The 19,421-nt window shown below is 50.7% G+C and carries 22 protein-coding genes; 10 read left to right on the plus strand and 12 right to left on the minus strand.

What is annotated here, in order from left to right:
* Positions 1-29 precede the first annotated feature (29 nt).
* The gene (gene speG, locus ACLJZ5_RS01105) at positions 30-590 is read right to left on the minus strand and encodes a spermidine N1-acetyltransferase (RefSeq protein WP_000199997.1); all 561 of its coding nucleotides are present in this window, start codon (positions 588-590) and stop codon (positions 30-32) included.
* A 35-nt stretch (positions 591-625) separates the two neighbouring features.
* Positions 626-967 (minus strand): DUF1283 family protein, encoded by a 342-nt coding sequence (locus ACLJZ5_RS01110; protein WP_001066440.1) that lies wholly within the window; start codon positions 965-967, stop codon positions 626-628.
* A gap of 152 nt (positions 968-1,119) precedes the next feature.
* On the opposite strand from ACLJZ5_RS01110, the gene ACLJZ5_RS01115 reads away from it, so the two are divergent.
* The 5 genes from ACLJZ5_RS01115 to ACLJZ5_RS01135 all read left to right on the plus strand — a co-directional run bounded on the left by ACLJZ5_RS01115 (position 1,120) and on the right by ACLJZ5_RS01135 (position 6,855).
* Positions 1,120-1,446: a YnfA family protein gene (locus ACLJZ5_RS01115; protein WP_000921389.1), complete on the plus strand. Its 327-nt coding sequence runs from the start codon at positions 1,120-1,122 to the stop codon at positions 1,444-1,446.
* Between the two features lie 121 nt (positions 1,447-1,567).
* Positions 1,568-2,782 (plus strand): starvation-sensing protein RspA, encoded by a 1,215-nt coding sequence (gene rspA, locus ACLJZ5_RS01120; protein ID WP_000706264.1) that lies wholly within the window; start codon positions 1,568-1,570, stop codon positions 2,780-2,782.
* Between the two features lie 10 nt (positions 2,783-2,792).
* Positions 2,793-3,812: a Zn-dependent oxidoreductase gene (locus ACLJZ5_RS01125; RefSeq protein WP_000836487.1), complete on the plus strand. Its 1,020-nt coding sequence runs from the start codon at positions 2,793-2,795 to the stop codon at positions 3,810-3,812.
* Between the two features lie 53 nt (positions 3,813-3,865).
* Positions 3,866-5,245 carry an MFS transporter gene (locus ACLJZ5_RS01130; RefSeq protein ID WP_000192118.1) on the plus strand — a complete coding sequence of 460 codons (1,380 nt, stop codon included), beginning with the start codon at positions 3,866-3,868 and terminating at the stop codon, positions 5,243-5,245.
* 143 nt (positions 5,246-5,388) lie between these two features.
* Positions 5,389-6,855 (plus strand): mannitol dehydrogenase family protein, encoded by a 1,467-nt coding sequence (locus tag ACLJZ5_RS01135; RefSeq protein WP_024798485.1) that lies wholly within the window; start codon positions 5,389-5,391, stop codon positions 6,853-6,855.
* 66 nt (positions 6,856-6,921) lie between these two features.
* Here ACLJZ5_RS01135 and ydfZ read toward each other — a convergent pair whose 3' ends face one another.
* From ydfZ to ydfG, 3 genes are all read right to left on the minus strand, one after another.
* Positions 6,922-7,125, minus strand: a complete 204-nt coding sequence (gene ydfZ, locus ACLJZ5_RS01140; protein WP_000989267.1) for a putative selenium delivery protein YdfZ — start codon at positions 7,123-7,125, stop codon at positions 6,922-6,924.
* Positions 7,126-7,305: 180 nt separating this feature from the next.
* Positions 7,306-7,992, minus strand: coding sequence for a GntR family transcriptional regulator (locus tag ACLJZ5_RS01145; protein ID WP_000215563.1), 687 nt, complete (start codon positions 7,990-7,992; stop codon positions 7,306-7,308).
* 129 nt (positions 7,993-8,121) lie between these two features.
* Positions 8,122-8,868, minus strand: a complete 747-nt coding sequence (gene ydfG, locus ACLJZ5_RS01150) for a bifunctional NADP-dependent 3-hydroxy acid dehydrogenase/3-hydroxypropionate dehydrogenase YdfG (RefSeq protein ID WP_024798471.1) — start codon at positions 8,866-8,868, stop codon at positions 8,122-8,124.
* Positions 8,869-9,006: 138 nt separating this feature from the next.
* Here ydfG and dcp point away from each other — a divergent pair, with 138 nt between their 5' ends.
* Positions 9,007-11,049 carry a peptidyl-dipeptidase Dcp gene (gene dcp / locus ACLJZ5_RS01155; RefSeq protein WP_024798470.1) on the plus strand — a complete coding sequence of 681 codons (2,043 nt, stop codon included), beginning with the start codon at positions 9,007-9,009 and terminating at the stop codon, positions 11,047-11,049.
* 345 nt (positions 11,050-11,394) lie between these two features.
* A complete protein-coding gene (locus tag ACLJZ5_RS01160; RefSeq protein ID WP_000807642.1) occupies positions 11,395-11,577 on the plus strand; it encodes a general stress protein in 183 nt (60 codons plus the stop codon).
* A gap of 119 nt (positions 11,578-11,696) precedes the next feature.
* Here the strand turns inward: ACLJZ5_RS01160 and ACLJZ5_RS01165 are convergent, their stop codons facing one another.
* The gene (locus tag ACLJZ5_RS01165; RefSeq protein ID WP_001235357.1) at positions 11,697-12,224 is read right to left on the minus strand and encodes a 2-oxo-tetronate isomerase; all 528 of its coding nucleotides are present in this window, start codon (positions 12,222-12,224) and stop codon (positions 11,697-11,699) included.
* A 427-nt stretch (positions 12,225-12,651) separates the two neighbouring features.
* Here ACLJZ5_RS01165 and ACLJZ5_RS01170 point away from each other — a divergent pair, with 427 nt between their 5' ends.
* The gene (locus ACLJZ5_RS01170) at positions 12,652-13,044 is read left to right on the plus strand and encodes a YdeI family stress tolerance OB fold protein (protein WP_410958868.1); all 393 of its coding nucleotides are present in this window, start codon (positions 12,652-12,654) and stop codon (positions 13,042-13,044) included.
* 346 nt (positions 13,045-13,390) lie between these two features.
* On the opposite strand, the gene mgtS is transcribed toward ACLJZ5_RS01170, so the two are convergent.
* Together mgtS and ydeE are read right to left on the minus strand one after the other, a co-directional pair.
* The gene (gene mgtS / locus ACLJZ5_RS01175) at positions 13,391-13,486 is read right to left on the minus strand and encodes a protein MgtS (protein ID WP_000901531.1); all 96 of its coding nucleotides are present in this window, start codon (positions 13,484-13,486) and stop codon (positions 13,391-13,393) included.
* 247 nt (positions 13,487-13,733) lie between these two features.
* On the minus strand, positions 13,734-14,921 hold the full coding sequence (gene ydeE / locus ACLJZ5_RS01180; RefSeq protein ID WP_024797879.1) for an efflux MFS transporter YdeE: 1,188 nt from the start codon (positions 14,919-14,921) through the stop codon (positions 13,734-13,736).
* A gap of 227 nt (positions 14,922-15,148) precedes the next feature.
* On the opposite strand from ydeE, the gene eamA reads away from it, so the two are divergent.
* Complete coding sequence (gene eamA, locus ACLJZ5_RS01185; RefSeq protein ID WP_077914002.1) at positions 15,149-16,051, plus strand: O-acetylserine/cysteine exporter; 903 nt, start codon at positions 15,149-15,151, stop codon at positions 16,049-16,051.
* Between the two features lie 118 nt (positions 16,052-16,169).
* Here the strand turns inward: eamA and marB are convergent, their stop codons facing one another.
* The 3 genes from marB to marR are packed head-to-tail and all read right to left on the minus strand — an operon-like array spanning position 16,170 to position 17,251.
* Positions 16,170-16,385, minus strand: coding sequence for a multiple antibiotic resistance protein MarB (gene marB / locus ACLJZ5_RS01190; protein WP_000783049.1), 216 nt, complete (start codon positions 16,383-16,385; stop codon positions 16,170-16,172).
* 28 nt (positions 16,386-16,413) lie between these two features.
* Positions 16,414-16,797 carry an MDR efflux pump AcrAB transcriptional activator MarA gene (gene marA, locus ACLJZ5_RS01195; RefSeq protein WP_000091194.1) on the minus strand — a complete coding sequence of 128 codons (384 nt, stop codon included), beginning with the start codon at positions 16,795-16,797 and terminating at the stop codon, positions 16,414-16,416.
* A 19-nt stretch (positions 16,798-16,816) separates the two neighbouring features.
* Positions 16,817-17,251, minus strand: coding sequence for a multiple antibiotic resistance transcriptional regulator MarR (gene marR, locus ACLJZ5_RS01200; protein ID WP_000843434.1), 435 nt, complete (start codon positions 17,249-17,251; stop codon positions 16,817-16,819).
* A gap of 258 nt (positions 17,252-17,509) precedes the next feature.
* Here marR and ACLJZ5_RS01205 point away from each other — a divergent pair, with 258 nt between their 5' ends.
* Positions 17,510-18,175: a MarC family NAAT transporter gene (locus ACLJZ5_RS01205; protein WP_000968968.1), complete on the plus strand. Its 666-nt coding sequence runs from the start codon at positions 17,510-17,512 to the stop codon at positions 18,173-18,175.
* Positions 18,176-18,221: 46 nt separating this feature from the next.
* Here ACLJZ5_RS01205 and ACLJZ5_RS01210 read toward each other — a convergent pair whose 3' ends face one another.
* Positions 18,222-19,412, minus strand: coding sequence for a sugar transporter (locus ACLJZ5_RS01210; RefSeq protein WP_000154613.1), 1,191 nt, complete (start codon positions 19,410-19,412; stop codon positions 18,222-18,224).
* Between the last annotated feature and the right edge of the window lie 9 nt (positions 19,413-19,421).

Here is a 19,421-nt window from a genome sequence, read left to right on the forward strand (position 1 = left end):
TGCGACTCTCCGTGACTACCGCGCCGCGTTTACTGCGCGGTGGGTTTCAGGAGCGTAGAACCGGACGTTTTATGTTCATCCAGATACTGCTGCTGGAAGATACACATGCGGATGGTGTTACGGTATTCGCCGTTAATGAAGAACTCATGAATCAGCTCGCCTTCTACTCTAAACCCGAGTTTACGGTAGATGTGAATCGCTTTTTCATTCTCTTTATCGACGATCAAATACAATTTATAGAGATTGAGTACGGTAAATCCGTAATCCATCGCCAGTTTGGCCGCGCGTGACGCCAGGCCTTTTCCCTGGTACTCCGGCGAGATAATAATCTGAAATTCCGCCCGCCGATGCACATGGTTAATTTCCACCAGTTCCACCAGCCCGGCGTTTTCACCATCGCATTCGACGACAAAGCGCCGTTCGCTTTGGTCGTGGATGTGTTTGTCGTAGAGATCCGACAGTTCGACAAAAGCCTCATACGGCTCTTCAAACCAGTAACGCATAACGCTGGCATTATTATCAAGCTGGTGGACAAATCGTAAATCTTCACGCTCAAGCGGGCGCAGTCTGACCTTGTAGTCACTTGTCATACTGTATCCTTACACTTCCTTTTAGTTATCCTGCATCAGGGCGTAATAACGCGACCTGTACGACGATCCAGACACCGCAGCGTATTGGGCTCCCAATAGGCGTTGATGTTGGCGCTTTGCTCGCATTTATCGCGGTTATCAAAGGCGGCATCGGCTTTGTCCCACTCTTTTTCTGCGCGGGTATTCACTTTCTGACGCAGACTGCGAGTGTCGTTCCATTGTTCCTTTTCCATCGCCGCTTCCTGACGACTTTGTGCGCTATCTCCCGATTCAATCACCAGTTTACTGGTTTCAGCGAATGCGGAAGTAGTATATACAACGGCCGCCAACGTAAGCATTGCCGTCAGGCACAGGCGTTTGCTCAGCGTATTGTTCATCACAACATCCTTTCATTAGAGGGGAAAAAGCGGTAAACCACCTGTAAATTCTACACCAATCCTTATGCCTGGCATATACACAAGAATGGCCGGATAACCGTAACGATATTCTGTTGTATTATTACTTATCATTTCGTAACCAAATGAATCTCATGCTAAAGACGACTCTGCTTTTCTTTGTCACCGCCCTCTGTGAAATCATTGGATGTTTTCTTCCCTGGCTATGGCTTAAGCGCGGCGCCAGCGTGTGGTGGCTTCTGCCCGCCGCCGCGTCACTTGCGTTATTCGTCTGGCTTTTGACCTTGCATCCGGCGGCGAGTGGGCGGGTTTATGCGGCTTACGGTGGGGTATATGTCTGTACTGCGCTCCTGTGGTTACGTGTTGTCGATGGCGTCCGGCTCACGGTTTATGACTGGTGCGGCGCGCTGATCGCGCTGTGTGGAATGCTGATTATCGTCGTCGGATGGGGACGTACGTAACATTGCCTCGCGACCAGAACATTTTGTGATCTGGTAGCGCTTTTTACATCAATATACTTGTATGGTAGTAGCTCAGTTGGGTAAATTTCCTGCATCCCATAATGCGATGTAAGGAATAAAAATGAAGATTGTAGGGGCTGAAGTTTTTGTTACGTGTCCAGGGCGTAACTTCGTCACCTTAAAGATAACCACGGAAGACGGGATCACCGGTCTGGGGGATGCCACCCTGAACGGACGCGAGCTCCCGGTGGCCTCGTACCTTACCGATCACCTGTGCCCACAGCTCATCGGGCGGGATGCTCGCCGCATCGAAGATATCTGGCAGTTCTTCTACAAAGGCGCGTACTGGCGCCGTGGCCCTGTCACCATGTCCGCCATTTCCGCGGTTGATATGGCGCTATGGGATATTAAAGCCAAAGCCGCCAATATGCCGTTGTATCAGTTACTCGGCGGCGCTTCGCGTGAAGGCGTCATGGTGTATTGCCATACCACAGGCCACACCATCGACGATGTGCTGGAAGACTACGCGCGTCATAAAGAGCAAGGGTTCAAAGCAATCCGCGTGCAGTGCGGCGTTCCGGGGATGAAAACCACCTACGGCATGGCGAAAGGCAAGGGGCTGGCCTATGAGCCCGCGACAAAAGGCCAGTGGCCGGAAGAACAATTGTGGTCAACGGAAAAGTATCTCGATTTTACGCCAAAGCTGTTTGACGCCGTGCGTAATACGTTCGGTTTTAATGAACATCTTCTGCACGATATGCATCATCGGCTGACGCCTATTGAGGCTGCCCGCTTTGGCAAATGTATTGAAGACTATCGTTTGTTCTGGATGGAAGACCCGACGCCGGCTGAAAATCAGGCGTGCTTCCGCCTCATCCGCCAGCATACGGTCACGCCGATTGCCGTAGGCGAAGTCTTTAACAGTATCTGGGATTGCAAACAGCTCATTGAAGAGCAATTGATTGACTATATCCGCACCACGCTTACCCATGCCGGTGGTATTACCGGGATGCGCCGCATTGCCGATTTTGCCTCGCTCTACCAGGTGCGTACCGGTTCGCATGGGCCGTCCGATCTGTCGCCGGTTTGTATGGCCGCTGCATTACATTTCGACCTGTGGGTGCCTAACTTTGGCGTGCAGGAGTTTATGGGCTACTCCGAACAGATGCTGGAGGTTTTCCCGCATAACTGGACGTTCGAGGGCGGCTATATGCATCCGGGCGACAAGCCAGGACTGGGCATTGAGTTCGATGAAAAACTGGCGGCGAAATATCCGTACGATCCAGCCTATTTGCCGGTGGCCCGCCTGGAAGACGGCACACTGTGGAACTGGTAAGGAGCGAAAAATGAAAAGCATCGTAATCGAAAAACCGAATACATTAACTATCGAAACGCGCGCGCTTCCGCAGCCTGCGCCGGGTGAAGTTCGTATTAAAGTGAAACTGGCGGGTATCTGCGGTTCCGACAGTCATATTTATAGGGGACATAATCCCTTTGCAAAATATCCCCGTGTCATAGGCCATGAATTTTTCGGTGTCATCGACGCGGTAGGCGACAACGTCAATCACGACCGGATAGGAGAACGGGTATCCGTCGATCCGGTGATCAGTTGCGGGCATTGTTACCCTTGTTCAGTCGGTAAACCCAATGTGTGTACCTCGCTGGTGGTGCTGGGCGTGCATCGTGACGGCGGTTTCAGCGAGTATGCGGTGGCGCCGGCCCGTAATGCTCATCGCATACCGGACAACATCGCAGATCATCATGCCGTCATGGTTGAGCCGTTTACCATTGCGGCAAATGTGACGGGGCAGGTGAATCCAACCGAGCAGGACGTGGCGCTTATCTATGGCGCTGGCCCGATGGGACTGACGACCGTACAGGCGCTGAAGGGGGTTTATCAGGTTAAAACGGTCATAGTCGTTGATCGCATTGAAGAGCGTTTAGCGATGGCGAAGCAGAGCGGCGCTGACTGGACCCTCAATAATGGTCAACATTCACTGGCGGAATTTCTACAGCAGAAGGCGCTAAAACCGACCTTGATTGTCGATGCCGCCTGTCATCCCGCTATCCTGCAAGAGGCGATTACCCTTGCATCGCCTGCGGCACGCATTGTCCTGATGGGATTTTCCAGCGACCCGTGTGAGATTGTACAGCAGGGTATTACCGGAAAAGAGCTGGCTATTTATTCATCGCGTCTTAATGCCAATAAATTCCCGGTCGTGATTGACTGGCTGAATAAAGGGCTTATTGATCCGGATAAGCTGATAACGCATACATTTGATTATCAACATGTCACCGACGCGATTGAGCTTTTCGAGAAAGACCAGCGTCAATGCTGCAAAGTCTTACTCACGTTTGCGAAATAATATAAATAATTGCGAGTAAGTGGTACGCATCTTACCTCTTAGAGATTGCCTATATGACACAAATAAAGCATGAACGATCGACTCAGGATTTAGTGCGCGCTGCCGTATCTGGCTGGTTAGGCACCGCGCTTGAATTTATGGATTTTCAGTTATATTCACTAGGCGCGGCTCTGGTCTTCCATGAGATATTTTTCCCGGAACAGTCTGCCGCGATGGCGCTTATTCTGGCAATGGGCACCTATGGTGCAGGTTATATAGCCAGAATTATCGGCGCCTTTGTTTTTGGTAAAATGGGCGACCGCATCGGACGAAAAAAAGTATTGTTTATTACCATCACCATGATGGGGATCTGCACCACGCTGATTGGCGTACTGCCGACGTATGCGCAAATCGGCATTTTTGCGCCAGTATTACTGGTGACATTGCGAATTATACAGGGGCTGGGCGCCGGGGCGGAAATTTCCGGCGCGGGTACCATGCTGGCCGAGTATGCGCCGAAAGGAAAGCGTGGCATCATTTCCTCGCTGGTTGCGATGGGCACCAACTGCGGTACGTTGAGCGCGACGGCGATCTGGGCGGTGATGTTCTTTGCGCTTGAACGCGAACAGCTGATCGCCTGGGGATGGCGTATTCCTTTCCTGGCGAGCGTCGTTGTCATGATATTCGCGATCTGGCTGCGAATGAATCTGAAAGAAAGTCCGGTATTCGAAAAAGTAAGCGAAGGCGAAAAATCGCCAGCGTTAACGCCTGCGTCAGAAAATACATTGGGCGCGATGTTTACCAGCAAATCTTTCTGGCTGGCCACCGGTTTACGTTTTGGACAAGCTGGGAATTCGGGGCTTATTCAAACCTTCCTTGCCGGATATTTAGTTCAGACGTTATTATTTAACAAATCTATCCCAACCGATGCGTTAATGATAAGTTCCGTAATTGGTTTTATCACTATCCCACTCTTGGGGTGGTTGTCCGATAAATACGGTCGTCGGCTGCCGTATATAATATTGAATATCTCCGCGATTATCCTCGCCTGGCCGATGCTGTCTATTGTGGTAGATAAAACGTATAGCCCTGGCGTAATTATGGCGGCGCTCATTGTTATTCATAACTTTGCCGTGCTGGGATTATTTGCGCTGGAAAACATCACCATGGCGGAAATTTTCGGATCGCGTAATCGCTTCACCCGGATGGCGATTTCAAAAGAGGCAGGAGGCCTGGTGGCGGTCGGCTTTGGCCCTGTTCTTGCGGGGATCTTTTGTAACATGACCGATTCCTGGCTGCCCATCTTAATTATGCTGGTGCTCTACTCGTGTATTGGTCTGATTTCTGCGCTGTTGATGCCGGAGGTCAGAGATCGCGACCTGAGTTTGCCTGAGGATGCGGCGGAAGCGACAGCGGCAGAGAAGTTACGCCACTCCGCAACCCAGACGAGTTAAATCGTGTCGACGGTATGGCCGGAACGCTAATGCGGTTTCGGCCATGCTGCCCGGTCACTTTTGTTTAATTAGCGTAAATCCAAATGTACCAGGGCAGGCGTTACTCTGCGACTGTTCCGCTTTCAGAATATAGAGGTTATAAAATGCAAAACAGGCTTTTATCGGCAAAGGCGACGCTTCCTGATTACGATCGCGCGGCGCTGGTGGCGCGGATGGTCCATCTCGGTTTTGGCGCGTTTCATCGCGCGCATCAGGGGGTTTATACAGATATTCTGGCTGCGGAGCAGCATAGCGACTGGGGCTATTATGAGGTTAATCTTATTGGCGGCGAACAGCAGATTGCCGATCTAAAGCAGCAGGATAACCTCTATACCGTGGCGGAGATGTCGGCGGATGCCTGGACGGCGCGTGTGGTGGGCGTCGTCAAAGCGGCGTTGCATGTTCAGGTTGATGGTCTGGAACGTGTGCTGGCGGCGATGTGCGAACCGCAAATAGCGATTGTGTCTCTGACTATTACCGAAAAAGGGTATTGTCATTCGCCAGCCACGGGCCAACTTCTGCTGGAGCATCCCATGATTGCAGCCGACCTGCAAAATCCGCATCAACCGCTAACGGCACCGGGTATTATTGTCGAAGCGTTAGCACGTCGTAAAGCCGCAGGCTTACCGGCATTTACCGTGATGTCCTGCGATAACATGCCGGAAAATGGGCATGTGACGCGTCAGGTTGTGACGGCTTACGCCCGGGAGGTGGATGCGGAACTGGCGATATGGATCGAGCAAAACGTGACATTTCCGTCAACCATGGTTGATCGGATTGTCCCTGCGGTCACGCCGGAGACGCTGGATAAAATCGAACAACTGACCGGCGTGCGCGATCCGGCGGGCGTTGCCTGTGAACCGTTTCGTCAGTGGGTGATAGAAGATACGTTTGTGGCGGGGCGTCCGCAGTGGGAAAACGCGGGCGCGACGTTGGTCGCCGACGTGGTTCCGTTTGAAGAGATGAAACTGCGAATGCTTAACGGCAGTCATTCATTCCTGGCTTATCTGGGGTATCTTGCCGGCTATCAGCATATTAATGACTGCATGGCTGACGACAACTATCGTCTGACCGCGCAGGTGTTAATGTTACGCGAGCAGGCGCCCACGCTGAAAGTCCAGGGGGTAGATTTACAGCGTTATGCCGATCAGTTGATTGCGCGTTACCGTAATCCGGCGCTGCGTCATCGTACCTGGCAGATAGCGATGGATGGTAGCCAGAAACTTCCGCAGCGTATGCTGGACTCCGTTCGCTGGCATCTTGCTAATCATAGCGATTTTGATTTGCTGGCGCTGGGCGTGGCGGGGTGGATGCGTTACGTTGGCGGCGTGGATGAGCAGGGCAAGGCCATCGACATTAGCGATCCGCTATTGCCGGTTATTCAGCGCGCCGTGGCAAACAGTGAAGAAGGCGCCAGTCGTGTTAAGGCGCTGCTGGGAATGGCAGAAATTTTCGGCAACGATTTGCCGCAGGCGGCGCGGTTTACGCAAAAAGTGCAAGAAGCCTATGACAGTTTACTGACATATGGCGCGAAAGCGAGCGTGGCGAAATATGCCGAGCGGTTGAAGTAGCGCAACAGAGACCCGGTAGCATTATGCTACCGGGAAGGCCGGAGCGGTTATTAGCGGCCAGTGGTATCAGTTCATGCCAAGACGAATCAGTTCGACCGGCGCGAATTTACCTTCACAACCTTCGACAATCACCGTTTTGCCGCGGCGAATTTGACCTGCATCCAGACCTTCGCTCTCAATGGCTTTGATAATCCCGGTATGACCCGTGCCGCTTATCATGACCCGGCTACCGGTAGTGATTGCGTTACGGTTACGATCGTATGTCATCATGGTGTTTTCTCCTTTCAAACTTACTGCCAAAGCCCGCAGGTTTCCCCGCATGACGGGCGACATATAAATACGCTTATCGTTGCGAATTTTTTTTGTTTTTGATCAAGCTCACGGCTTTTTAGGCGGGAATGTGCAGGGTGAGAAAGCGAAGAAGGCGTCTCACCCCGACGTTAAAGGGAGTTACTCTTCGCTAAACCAGCCGCTGTTTTCCTGACGGATAAGCTGAACGGATTCGCTAATTTCTTGCAAATGCTGGGTCATTGCGCTCTCAACCGCATTGCCGTCACGATTTTCCAGCGCGGAGAAAATATCATGGTGCTGGCGCAGCAACATCTCCGGCGGAGAAACATGATCCAGACTCATATAGCGAACCCGGTCGATTGTCGCTTTGATATTTTCAATGGTATCCCACGCTAACTGGCAATCGGCGATCTGCGCCAGCTTTTGGTGGAAATCGTCATCAAGCTGGAAAAAATCATCAATCTGTTTGCGCTCGATGGCAATATGTTGCAGGTGCAGGTTTTGCGCCAGTTGATAGCACTGGTTGTCGGTGATCATCGCCGCCGCACGGCGGACCACCGCGCATTCGATCGCCTGCCGTACAAAACAGCCATTCTGTACCTGAGAAAGCGAAATCTTATTCACATAACTACCGCGCTGAGGGCGGATCTGAATCAACCCATTTTCCGCCAGCTTTATAAAAGCCTCGCGCACCGGTTGACGCGAAACGTTAAAACGGGTTGAGACCTCTTTTTCTGATAGCGGCGTGCCAGGCGGGATCAGACAATGCACGATATCACGCCGAAGAATACGGTAAATTTGCTGGTTGACAGGCTGTGTAGGGTTAAGCTGCGTTTCGACGGTCATTCATTCTTACTTTTTAGGCGGTTGACCCGGATACTCTACCACTTTTCCGTGGTGGTCTATACCGATCATGTTTCTGGTTGCAGATACGTTTGCCAGGGATTACCCGGCCCGCAGACCGGGTATAACCCCTTAGCTACGGTGGACGCTGAGCCCTGCGAAGGATTGGGTAACAGGCATCATTTCAACGGTATTAATATTCACATGCGCGGGGAGTGTGGCCACCCACCATACCGCTTCGGTAATGTCTTCTGGCGTGAGCGCGGTGGTATTTTCGTAGGTTTTACCCGCTTTCTCATCGTCGCCTTTGAAACGGACGCTGGAAAACTCGGTACCGCCAACCAGACCCGGTTCAATGTCGGTCACGCGAACCGCCGTGCCGTGTAAATCCGTGCGCAAATTCAGGCTAAACTGGCGCACAAAGGCTTTCGTCGCGCCATAGACATTGCCACCAGCATAAGGCCAACTGCCGGCGGTTGAACCGATGTTAATGATATGACCGCGATTACGTTCGACCATTCCTGGCAGCACGGCGCGGGTCATATAAATTAAGCCTTTATTATTAGTATCGATCATAGTTTCCCAGTCTTCTACGCTGGCTTTATGCGCCGGTTCAAGACCCAGCGCCAGACCGGCGTTATTGACCAGCACATCAATATCGCGCCACTGCGCAGGCAGAGAGGCCATCATCTCTTCGATGGCCGCGCGGTTGCGCACGTCCAGTTGGGTGGTCAATACGTTCTCGCCAAGCTCATCTTTTAACGCTTGCAGGCGTTCATGACGACGTCCCGTGGCAATGACTTTATGTCCATTCTCAACAAAACGACGTGCAATGCACTCGCCAAACCCTGCGGTTGCTCCAGTTACTAAAACGATCATCACACAGTTCCTCAACGCTTTTTGTGTTGTATTACCATAGCACGCGGCGTTTATGAAAGGGTAATCCTGGTTAACACGGTTGCGGTCAGCATAGGGGGAAGCTTACTCTTATGATCAACCTATTTTCAGGAGTGAAAAATGTCGACGAATCCTTTGTTAGACCAGAGTATGTTGCCCTATCAGGCACCGCGTTTTGATCGGATCAAAGATTGCCATTATCGTCCTGCTTTTGATGAAGGCGTGCGGCAAAAACGCGTGGAAATCGAGGCCATCGTCAATCATCCGGCGGCCCCTGACTTTACGAATACGCTTCTGGCGCTGGAGCAAAGCGGGGCGCTTCTGTCACGCGTCACCAGCGTTTTTTTCGCGATGACGGCTGCGCACACTAACGATGAACTCCAGCGGTTGGATGAGACCTTTTCTGCCGAGCTGGCGGCGCTCTCCAACGATATTTATCTGAATAGCGCGTTATTCGCTCGCGTGGATGCCGTCTGGCAACAGCGTCACTCACTGGGGCTGGATGATGAGTCGCTACGGTTGGTCGATGTGATCCATCAGCGTTTTGTGTTGGCAGGCGCGCAGCTTGCCGAAGAGGATAAAGCGCGACTGAAGGTATTGAATACTGAATCCGCGACCTTAATGAGTCAGTTTAATCAGCGTCTGCTGGCGGCAAGTAAAGCGGGCGGGCTGGCGGTAGATGACGCGCATTGCCTGGCAGGATTAAGCCCGGAAGAAATGACCGTCGCTGCCGAAGCGGCGCGTGAAAAAGGCCTGGAGGAGCGCTGGTTCATTCCGCTCCTTAATACGACGCAACAGCCTGCGCTTGCTACGCTGCGCGATCGCCAGACCCGCGAAAATTTATTCGCAGCGTCATGGACTCGGGCGGAAAAAGGAGATGCCCACGATACCCGCGCTATCGTTCAGCGTCTGGTAGAGATTCGTCGCTGTCAGGCAAAACTGCTGGGTTTCCCCAATTATGCCGCATGGAAAATGGCCGATCAGATGGCGAAAACGCCGCAAGCCGCACTGAGCTTTATGCGTGGCATTGTGCCGCCAGCGCGTCAGCGTGTACTCAATGAACAGGCGGAAATTCAGAACATCATTGATGGTGAGCAGGGCGGCTACACCGTTCAGGCCTGGGACTGGATGTTCTATGCCGAACAGGTACGGCGGGAAAAATATGCGTTAGATGAAGCGCAACTGAAGCCCTATTTTGCCTTAAATACGGTGTTGCAAGAGGGGGTTTTCTGGACCGCCAACCAGCTATTCGGCATCACCTTCGTCGAGCGTTTTGACATTCCGGTGTATCACCCTGATGTTCGGGTGTGGGAGATTTTCGATTCCGATGGTGTCGGCATGGCGTTATTTTATGGCGACTTCTTCGCGCGGGACTCGAAAAGCGGCGGCGCGTGGATGGGGAATTTTGTCGAGCAATCCACACTCAATGAAACCCGGCCCGTTATATACAATGTATGTAACTATCAGAAACCGGTTGATGGGCAGCCTGCATTACTGCTTTGGGACGACGTTATTACGCTCTTCCATGAGTTTGGTCATACGTTACATGGTTTGTTTGCCGTCCAGCGCTATGCCACGCTTTCAGGTACCAATACGCCCCGCGACTTTGTCGAGTTTCCCTCCCAGATTAATGAGCATTGGGCGAGCCATCCACGTGTGTTCGAACGCTACGCGCGTCATGTCGACAGCGGTGAAAAAATGCCTGCTGATTTACAGGAAAGAATGCGCAAGGCGAGTTTATTTAATAAAGGTTACGATATGACTGAATTGCTCGGCGCCGCATTGCTGGATATGCGCTGGCATATGCTGGAGGAGAGCGTAGCAGAGCAGTCTGTCGCTGAGTTCGAGCAGCAGGCGCTGGCCGCCGAGCATCTTGATTTACCGGCAGTGCCGCCCCGCTATCGCAGCAGTTATTTTGCCCATATCTTCGGCGGCGGCTACGCAGCGGGATACTACGCCTATCTTTGGACGCAAATGTTAGCGGATGACGGTTATCAATGGTTTGTAGAGCAGGGCGGCCTGACGCGTGAAAACGGGCAGCGTTTTCGTGATGCTATCCTTTCCCGGGGGAATAGTACTGATTTAGAAACGCTTTATTCAGCCTGGCGTGGACATGAACCGCATATTGACCCCATGTTGCAATATCGTGGGCTCGATCGCTAAGCTGATACGGTTGTTCGGCTCTGTCGAACAACCGCCTGAAAATGAATCCTGCACTTCTGATGACAGCCAGTTAAATTTATGGGGTTAAGTTGTCTGAATATAACAAGGGCGTGCATTCGGATTTTTCTACTTATTTTCCCGTGGTGGCTTGATTGCCAAAGATTTATTACCGCTTCGCTGTTGATGTTTTCAAAAAATATATTTTCCGCCATGTGTCGGCGTTATGTAAATAATGCAGAAATGAATTTGACACTGCGCACAGGGCGACTAGATTTAGAATCTGTATCACATGATATGAGAAGACATATCATATTTAAAACGCAACATCATCATGAGGATTATATTATGGCAGAACATCGCGGCGGTTCCGGTAATTTTGCAGAAGATAAAGAGAAAGCCTCAGAAGCAGGTCGTAAAGGCGGCCAGCATAGCGGTGGGAACTTTAAAAACGACCCACAGCGTGCATCTGAAGCGGGTAAAAAAGGTGGCCAGAACAGCCACAGTGGCGGACGGAAATCCGGCAATTAATTTTACTCCTGATATTTCGTAAATATATTCTGAAATATTGCGCATACGATGCGGGCCATAGGCTCGCATTTTTTTATTCTGACCGGGAGTTATTCTGACCGGTCAGATGAAATTATTGTTTATGCTTTCTTCGTTAACAGAAAAAGCAATTCAGCGAGGGCGAAGCGTACGCATTTTTCCAATACTTCCTGACAATCTCCGTTGAAATGTTGTCGGCTTGTAAAAGTTGTATTGTTAATATTCCAGGCAAACCAAACGGTGCCCGCCGGCGTGCCATCTTCGCCGCCTTCCGGCCCGCCATAGCCGCTGATCGCTATGCTGATATTGACCTCAGCCTGATCCTTAGCGCCCTGTGCCATTTCAGTAACAACCGCTTCGCTGACGGCGGTATGTTCGGCAAGACTGTGGCGTTGTACGCGTAAGATTTTTGCTTTGGCTTCATCAGTAAAGGTGACATAACCCACACCGTAAAATGAGGGCGTATCTTCTGCTGCGCACAATGCTGAAGCCAGTTTCCCGCCAGTGCAGGATTCTGCAGTGGTTAGACGGAGTTTCTGGTTAACCAGTAAATCACCAAGTTTTTTTGTCAGGCTATCGACGGATTCGGCTTCATCAAGGGTGACAATATCGTGCTGTTCTAATCTCATCGTTTATTTTTCCGTTACCAGAGACAAAAGAAATCTGTTCGTTCTTCTCAAGTATGGCATATTTATTTTATGACATTGTCAGTGAATGATTATTTTATCCACTTACCAACAAACCCGCTGTTGCATATCTTGCTTACTTTCTTACGGCGATGACTGTCATTGATTATGCGTAAGGCCATTATCCTCAAAAAATAAAGCCGATTATTCTGAATTGCTATCCAGACGTTGATACATATGACTTCAGCTATGTGGCAAGTTAACTATTACGCCGTTACGCTTTCGCGCTCACCGGCGCTGATGTCGGTTGCATATTAATCCGGATGGGTTGATTTTATTGCTTAATATTCTGCGGATAAATTCATGTTTGTAAAAACTAAAAATAGCGGCCAGACTTAATACGTCAAATAGACGTTATTAAGGAGAGAGCATGAAACTACAGGTGGCTGCATTTTTAAGTTTTCTGATAATGCCTTACGCGCTAGCGGATGATCAAGGGGGATTAAAAAAAGACGTGGCACCGCCGCCGCCTCATGCTATTGAGGATGGTTATCGTGGTACGGATGATGCAGAAAAAATGACCATCGAACAGGCAAAAACCCTGCATGATGGCGCGACCGTTTCGCTGCGCGGCAACCTTATTGATCATAAAGGCGACGATCGCTATGTATTTCGTGATAAGTCCGGCGAGATTAACGTGATAATTCCTTCCGTCGTATTTGATGGGCGGGAAGTTCAGCCGGATCAAATGATCAACATTAACGGTAGTCTGGACAAGAAAGCGAAGGAACCGCTTGTTCGCGTGAACCGACTGCAAAAATAACGCGCGCTAATCGGCAATCTCCAGGTCAGCCATACGGGGCATGCGGCTGGCCTGATACCATGGGTCTTGTAAAAGCCCCTGGGGGACAAAAGGTCCCATAATGTCTTATTCAGGTCTGGTTGCGTATCGTTTAAGCTTCATTGATATTGACGGTGCTACAGTCGTTAGCGATCCGTTATCCTCGCAAGAATTTGCCCGGTAGCGTATAAGCAAAACACAAATCTATCCATGCAAGCATTTACCGCTGGTGAACCGGCGGTTTTTTTTGCCTGCCATCCAGACAAAAGCGGCCCCTTGCGCAACGATGTAGCAAGGGGCCGGCTCTGCGAGGGATTATCTCCGTTCATTAATCATCCCATTTGTGACTGAACCAGGCGGCCAGAAATCCGGAAAATAAAATAATTCCTAATACAACGATAAAAAGGTTAATACTGCCTAACATCTCGTTTCTCCTTATTTTAGCGTGCATCCTCTTTTTTAAAAAACCTCGTACAGACTATAGTACTAATTTATACTTAAGCAAAGTCTGAATTGCGTATTTATTTTACTGGAAGGGTAAGGCATTAGAATATTTTCGTCAGCGCCCAGGAATATTCCTGAATTATCGCAGTGACAGCAGATAATTAGCCTGCAATATATAGGGTTAACCCAGTGCGCCAGAAACGGCGCACATCACTGGCTGCAGATAATTAACAGGTGATAGCCTGTTGCGTAGGGGTAATCCGCATTCCTTTTAACATCAGTGCCCAGGCGAACACAATGGCGATTATCAGGACAACGAAAAGCGACCAGGCGGGAAGTGTCGTCAGGATGACGCCGCTGGCCAGCGGGTTTAGCGCCGCACCCAGCCAGCCCAGCGATTGCGCTGAAAAATAGCTGGCTTTCATCCCGGCAGGCGCAATGTTGTCAATTAACATATATTCGCCGGGGGCATAAATAATTTCGCCAATCGTGAATACTGCCGCTGAAAGCCCCCAAAAAAACAGATTGTCGCCTGAAAAAATAAATCCGATGAGCCCGGCGATAAAAAAGACGGTGCCGGTCGTCATCATTGGTCGAATATTGACGGCGGTAAGTCGACGGCCCACGGCGTATTGCAAACTGACCACAATAACCGCATTAACCGGCAGGACGACGGCTACCACTTTTTCCGCGAAGCCGCTATCGGCAACGACCATAACGTACTGTGAAATACAGGACGCAAAGGCGCCCCCCACAAAGGAGGCCAGAAATGCCGAAAGCGTAAACCACAATAATGCTTTGTCGCGCAGCAGAACGGAGGGAGACCAGATAGCGGCATTTTTCCCCTCGCTGGCGGCAACCGATCGTGTCACCCATACCTGAATAAAGACCAGCGGAAATGCGGAACAGATGGCGGCAAGCCAGAAGGGTAAATTGATGCTTTGCATCACCAGCAGCGTGCCGAGCGGCGGGCCAACCGTCCAGCCGATATTGAGTACGGTATAGTTGAGCGAAAAAATCCGTGTTTTTGTTGTCGCGGTGAGATTATCGGCGAACCAGGCCTTCAGGACGGTAGAAAAAACCGAATAGGCGCAGTTAATAAGCGCAAAAAGCAGGACAACCAGTACGACATTGTGCACCATTGGGATGGCGATAAATCCGCAGGCGAAGGCGATAATCGCGAGTAACATGTAGCGCTTTTTATCAAACTTGTCCGCCAGAATCCCAAAGCCAAGACTAAAGACGACGCCAATCGTTAACGCGCTGGTCAGCGCGTAGCCAATCAGATCCACGCCTAAACCGTACTGACGGTTAAGATAGATGGTCATAAAGGGGAGCGTGGCACCGCGTCCAATTGTCAATAACAGCGATGAGGCGAGTAGAGCCAACGTCGAACGTCTCAATCCTGGATTCATTTTTCCTGCCTGAAATGGAGGTTACGTATCGGGACGTTTTAATCTACCGTGCCCGCAAAAGCATGATGTCTATACGCTATAGCGTAGTCTTAACATACCATAACGCAGGATTTTGCCCATCGTGTGTTGTTCAATGCCATGCTCACGGTAAAAAGAAAAGTCCTGTTATGGCGCACTGATTTCCGATAACTTACCTTTTTACAAAATTTTAATAATGACAGGGGCCGATAATGTCGCGTAAAGACGGTTTTTTGGCGTTACTGGTGGTTGTCGTATGGGGGCTCAATTTTGTTGTCATCAAAGTAGGCCTGCACCATATGCCGCCATTATTGCTGGCAGGATTACGATTTTTACTGGTGGCGTTTCCGGCAATTTTCTTTGTCGCCCGGCCTAAAGTCCCGCTTACGCTGTTACTGGGCTATGGGCTGACGATAAGCTTTGGGCAGTTCGCCTTTCTCTTTTGCGCGATAAAGTTTGGTATGCCCGCAGGACTGGCGTCGTTGGTATTACAGGCGCAGGCCTTTTTTACCATGGCTTTGGGGGCGTTTGTTTTTAGCGAGCGGTTACAACGTAAGCAGTTGGCGGGAATCGCCCTGGCGATTATAGGTGTACTGGTATTGATTGAAGCCAGTCTCAACGGACAGCATATAGCGATGTCGGGATTTATGCTGACTCTGGCGGCGGCATTTAGCTGGGCCTGCGGCAATATCTTTAATAAAAAAATTATGCAACATAGTCCGCGCCCGGCGGTGATGTCGCTGGTGGTCTGGAGCGCGCTGATCCCGATCCTGCCGTTCCTGCTGTCATCGCTGCTACTGGAGGGGGCGGATCACATTACGCAAAGCCTTATTACCATCGATATGACGACGATATTGTCGCTGCTTTATCTGGCTTTTGTCGCCACTATACTTGGCTACGGCATCTGGGGCACGTTACTGGGGCGCTATGAGACCTGGCGCGTGGCGCCGTTATCATTGCTGGTGCCGGTAGTCGGGCTGGCGAGCGCCGCGGTGTTACTCGAGGAAACGTTGACCGGGATGCAGCTTGCGGGCGCAGTACTGATTATGGCTGGACTCTATATCAATGTGTTTGGATTTCGTGTGCGCCGTACTGCGCGCGTCAGGGGATGAGGCATTATGTTACTAAGAAGACAAGCGCTAATTTCAGACCATGCCGCGAGGTAATAGCGGCGGACTTGTCATCGCCAGATGGTACTAAAAAAATGCCCCGCAAAACGGGGCAAAGAGGTTAAAGGTGTTGGTCGTTATAATAGGGCACGCCTAATTCATCTGACTTATCGCTGTTCACGCTCACGGGGTGAAGGTCATTTGGCGGATCGCCTACACAGGGCAGCAGCATCACATCGCGGCTATTTTGCGCCACAGGTAACAAAGTTTGTTCTGCAATGCCATATCCGGAGGCGATAAGTAACAGACCCGGCAGGGCGGGAAACAGCATTTTCATGGTGCTCTTCGCGTGGCGCATAAACAAACTAGTAGTTGCCATGGTTCAGCGGCAGCATATACCGTGATTCGCCATGCATATTGGTGATCCGGTATTTGTGTGGCGGCACATCAAAGTAGTTTTTGAACGTCCGGGTCAATGTTTGCTGTGACTCAAAGCCATAGCGTTCCGCCAGATAGAGAATGGGCTCGTTGCTCTCTTTTAATTTTTGCGCGATTTCCGTCATCTTACGGCTGCGGATGTATTGACCTAATGAATGACCGGTCTCTTTTTTAAACATCCGTTGCAGGTGCCATTTGGAATATCCTGAACGCTCAGACACTTTTTCCAGTGAGAGCGGCGACTCCAGGTTATCCTCGATCCAGTCCAAAATGCTATGAATAGTAATAGCGTCAGTGTTGCGTCTGGACATCGTCATACCTCTTTTTTGTCTACGGCAGAATTTTCTTGAGCAAATACTCAAGCGTTGCCACTTCGTCCGCCGTTAAGTTTTTTGTTAATTCCTGATGCAGGTCTTGCCCTGGTCGTTGATGACATTGCTCACAAATTGCCGCGCCGTCCGGCGTTAGCTTCACCAGTACGCCGCGTTTGTCATTAGGATTCGGCAGTCTTTCGATCCAGCCTTTGCACAGCAGGCGATCGAGCATCCGCGTCAATGCGCCGAGATCGACAGACAGCACTTTTTTAAGTTCAACCGGGGTAATACATCCCGCGCAGCGTATCGAGCACAGCACTTTAAACTGTGTTGCGGTGATATCCAGCGGGGATAAATAGTTATTTAACAGGCGATCTTTTTTTTGATTTACCATGTAGATCAAGCGACCCAGCGGAATGATTTCATTGAACAGATCACTGGTGCTTTTCAAAATGGTTGCCCCGGCAAGTAATTAATTTCGTCAGATACTATTGCCCAGGCAAGTATAAGTCAACTAAATGAATTGGCCGATGCCACGATTTGCTAAAAGGCGTCCGGGGTATTGTGCTGTGATAACTTGTAACTAATTGATAATTACAGGTTATAGGTTGTAGAGGATATTAATTTGCACACTGGCGAAATGGCGCGCCTGGGTAATTTCACTTTATACTTCCGGTTCATGAAACGCTGATGGGTAAGAGATAGTATTATGATGGATTTGTTTAAAGCGATTGGATTGGGGCTGGTCGTACTGCTCCCGTTAGCCAATCCGCTAACCACCGTGGCGCTGTTTCTTGGCCTTGCGGGCAATATGAATAGTGCGGAACGCAACCGGCAGTCCTATATGGCTTCGGTTTATGTCTTCGCTATTATGATGGTGGCGTACTACGCCGGGCAGTTAGTTATGAACACCTTCGGTATTTCGATTCCAGGGCTACGGATCGCCGGGGGGTTAATCGTGGCGTTTATCGGCTTCAGAATGCTTTTCCCGCAGCAGAAGGCGCATGAGTCGCCGGAAGCGAAAAGCAAATCGGAGGAGCTGGCAGACGAACCGACGGCCAATATTGCGTTTGTTCCACTGGCTATGCCAAGCACCGCAGGACCGGGGACCATCGCAATGATCATCAGTTCCGCTTCCACGGTGCGTCATGGCGGCGAGTTTCCCGACTGGGTCATTATGGTCGCGCCGCCGATTATTTTTCTTGCCGTGGCGGTGATCCTGTGGGGATGCTTACGCAGTTCTGGCGCTATTATGCGGCTGGTGGGTAAAGGGGGGATTGAAGCGATCTCCCGCTTAATGGGATTCCTGCTGGTGTGTATGGGCGTGCAATTTATTATCAACGGCGTGTTGGAAATTATTAAAACGTACCACTAAGGCGCATTTTCGTCTGCCGGAAACCTGTTCCCGGCAGACGAATGTCTTAATGCGGTTGTTCTTCCAGCGTCACTGGCCATTTGCGGAATATGAGCACAGCCCATACCAGCGCGGCACAGGCGGGTATAGCGCCAATATAGCCGATGGCCGACATTGACCAGTGCAAACTCACCTGATTGCCTACCAGCGCGCCAGCGCCAATACCAATATTAAAGATGCCTGAAAATAGCGCCATTGCGACATCGGTCGCGTCCGGGGCCAGCGCCAGTACTTTCACCTGCATACCGAGCCCTATCACCATAATCGCGATGCCCCAGAAAATGCTCAGTATGGCCAGATGCGCTTCGCTATTCGCCGCAGGCAGCAGCAGAAGCAGACAGATAACCAGCAGGGCAATAGCGATACTGACGAGCGACGAGGCATGGCGATTACCCAGTTTACCAAACACGAGGCTGCCGATGATCCCGGCGCCGCCCAGGATCAGTAACAGGACGGTAGCAAAATTCGCACTGAGCCCGGCGACATTCTGAACGAACGGTTCAATATAGCTATAAGCGGTGTAATGCGCAGTCACCACAACGACGGTCAGTACATAGAGGCTCATCAGCGCCGGGCGCCGGAATAGCAAAGGTAAACTTTTTAGTGAGCCGGAATGTTCGCTCGGCAATTTCGGTAGAAGCTTAATCAGACATAGCAGCGTAATTAATGCGCCCATGCCGATGGCAAAAAAGGTGGTGCGCCAGCCAAAATACTGACCAACAACGCGACCTATCGGCAGCCCAAGCACCATGGCCAACGCGGTGCCGGTCGCTATCAGACTTAATGCCTGCGCGCGTTTCCCGGCAGGGGCCAGGCGGATCGCCAGCGAGGCGGTTATCGACCAGAAAATAGCGTGGGCGAAAGCGATACCAATACGGCTAATGACCAGCACGGTAAAGTTCCATGCCAGAAAGGAGAGCACATGGCTGGCAATAAACAAAACAAACAGACAAATTAGTAGCTTACGGCGCTCCATTTGACTGGTAAGAAGCATAAAAGGCAGCGACATGACGGCAACTACCCAGGCGTAAATGGTTAGCATGATGCCGACCTGCGCGGTTTGCATATGAAAGCTTTCAGCAATGTCTGATAGCAAACCAACCGGCACAAATTCTGTGGTATTGAAAATAAAAGCGGCAATAGCAAGCGTAACTACCCGTAGCCACGCGACCTTGCGGGAAACTGGATTGATTGTCATAAAAATATT

This window comes from Salmonella sp. 5800 (genome assembly GCF_046558195.1).
GTDB lineage: Bacteria > Pseudomonadota > Gammaproteobacteria > Enterobacterales > Enterobacteriaceae > Salmonella > Salmonella enterica.

Excerpts from the sequence above, each read along its gene's own strand:
- ACLJZ5_RS01205 (WP_000968968.1), top strand. The coding sequence starts at position 17,510 with ATGATGGATTTGTTTAAAGCGATTGGATTGGGGCTGGTCGTACTGCTC.
- mgtS (WP_000901531.1), bottom strand. The coding sequence starts at position 13,486 with ATGTTAGGCAGTATTAACCTTTTTATCGTTGTATTAGGAATTATTTTA.
- ACLJZ5_RS01160 (WP_000807642.1), top strand. The coding sequence starts at position 11,395 with ATGGCAGAACATCGCGGCGGTTCCGGTAATTTTGCAGAAGATAAAGAG.
- rspA (WP_000706264.1), top strand. The coding sequence starts at position 1,568 with ATGAAGATTGTAGGGGCTGAAGTTTTTGTTACGTGTCCAGGGCGTAAC.
- speG (WP_000199997.1), bottom strand. The coding sequence starts at position 590 with ATGACAAGTGACTACAAGGTCAGACTGCGCCCGCTTGAGCGTGAAGAT.
- ydfG (WP_024798471.1), bottom strand. The coding sequence starts at position 8,868 with ATGATCGTTTTAGTAACTGGAGCAACCGCAGGGTTTGGCGAGTGCATT.
- ACLJZ5_RS01130 (WP_000192118.1), top strand. The coding sequence starts at position 3,866 with ATGACACAAATAAAGCATGAACGATCGACTCAGGATTTAGTGCGCGCT.
- ACLJZ5_RS01125 (WP_000836487.1), top strand. The coding sequence starts at position 2,793 with ATGAAAAGCATCGTAATCGAAAAACCGAATACATTAACTATCGAAACG.
- ACLJZ5_RS01115 (WP_000921389.1), top strand. The coding sequence starts at position 1,120 with ATGCTAAAGACGACTCTGCTTTTCTTTGTCACCGCCCTCTGTGAAATC.
- ACLJZ5_RS01170 (WP_410958868.1), top strand. The coding sequence starts at position 12,652 with ATGAAACTACAGGTGGCTGCATTTTTAAGTTTTCTGATAATGCCTTAC.
- dcp (WP_024798470.1), top strand. The coding sequence starts at position 9,007 with ATGTCGACGAATCCTTTGTTAGACCAGAGTATGTTGCCCTATCAGGCA.
- marB (WP_000783049.1), bottom strand. The coding sequence starts at position 16,385 with ATGAAAATGCTGTTTCCCGCCCTGCCGGGTCTGTTACTTATCGCCTCC.
- marA (WP_000091194.1), bottom strand. The coding sequence starts at position 16,797 with ATGTCCAGACGCAACACTGACGCTATTACTATTCATAGCATTTTGGAC.
- ACLJZ5_RS01210 (WP_000154613.1), bottom strand. The coding sequence starts at position 19,412 with ATGACAATCAATCCAGTTTCCCGCAAGGTCGCGTGGCTACGGGTAGTT.
- ydfZ (WP_000989267.1), bottom strand. The coding sequence starts at position 7,125 with ATGATGACATACGATCGTAACCGTAACGCAATCACTACCGGTAGCCGG.
- ACLJZ5_RS01165 (WP_001235357.1), bottom strand. The coding sequence starts at position 12,224 with ATGAGATTAGAACAGCACGATATTGTCACCCTTGATGAAGCCGAATCC.
- ACLJZ5_RS01135 (WP_024798485.1), top strand. The coding sequence starts at position 5,389 with ATGCAAAACAGGCTTTTATCGGCAAAGGCGACGCTTCCTGATTACGAT.
- ydeE (WP_024797879.1), bottom strand. The coding sequence starts at position 14,921 with ATGAATCCAGGATTGAGACGTTCGACGTTGGCTCTACTCGCCTCATCG.
- ACLJZ5_RS01145 (WP_000215563.1), bottom strand. The coding sequence starts at position 7,992 with ATGACCGTCGAAACGCAGCTTAACCCTACACAGCCTGTCAACCAGCAA.
- ACLJZ5_RS01110 (WP_001066440.1), bottom strand. The coding sequence starts at position 967 with ATGAACAATACGCTGAGCAAACGCCTGTGCCTGACGGCAATGCTTACG.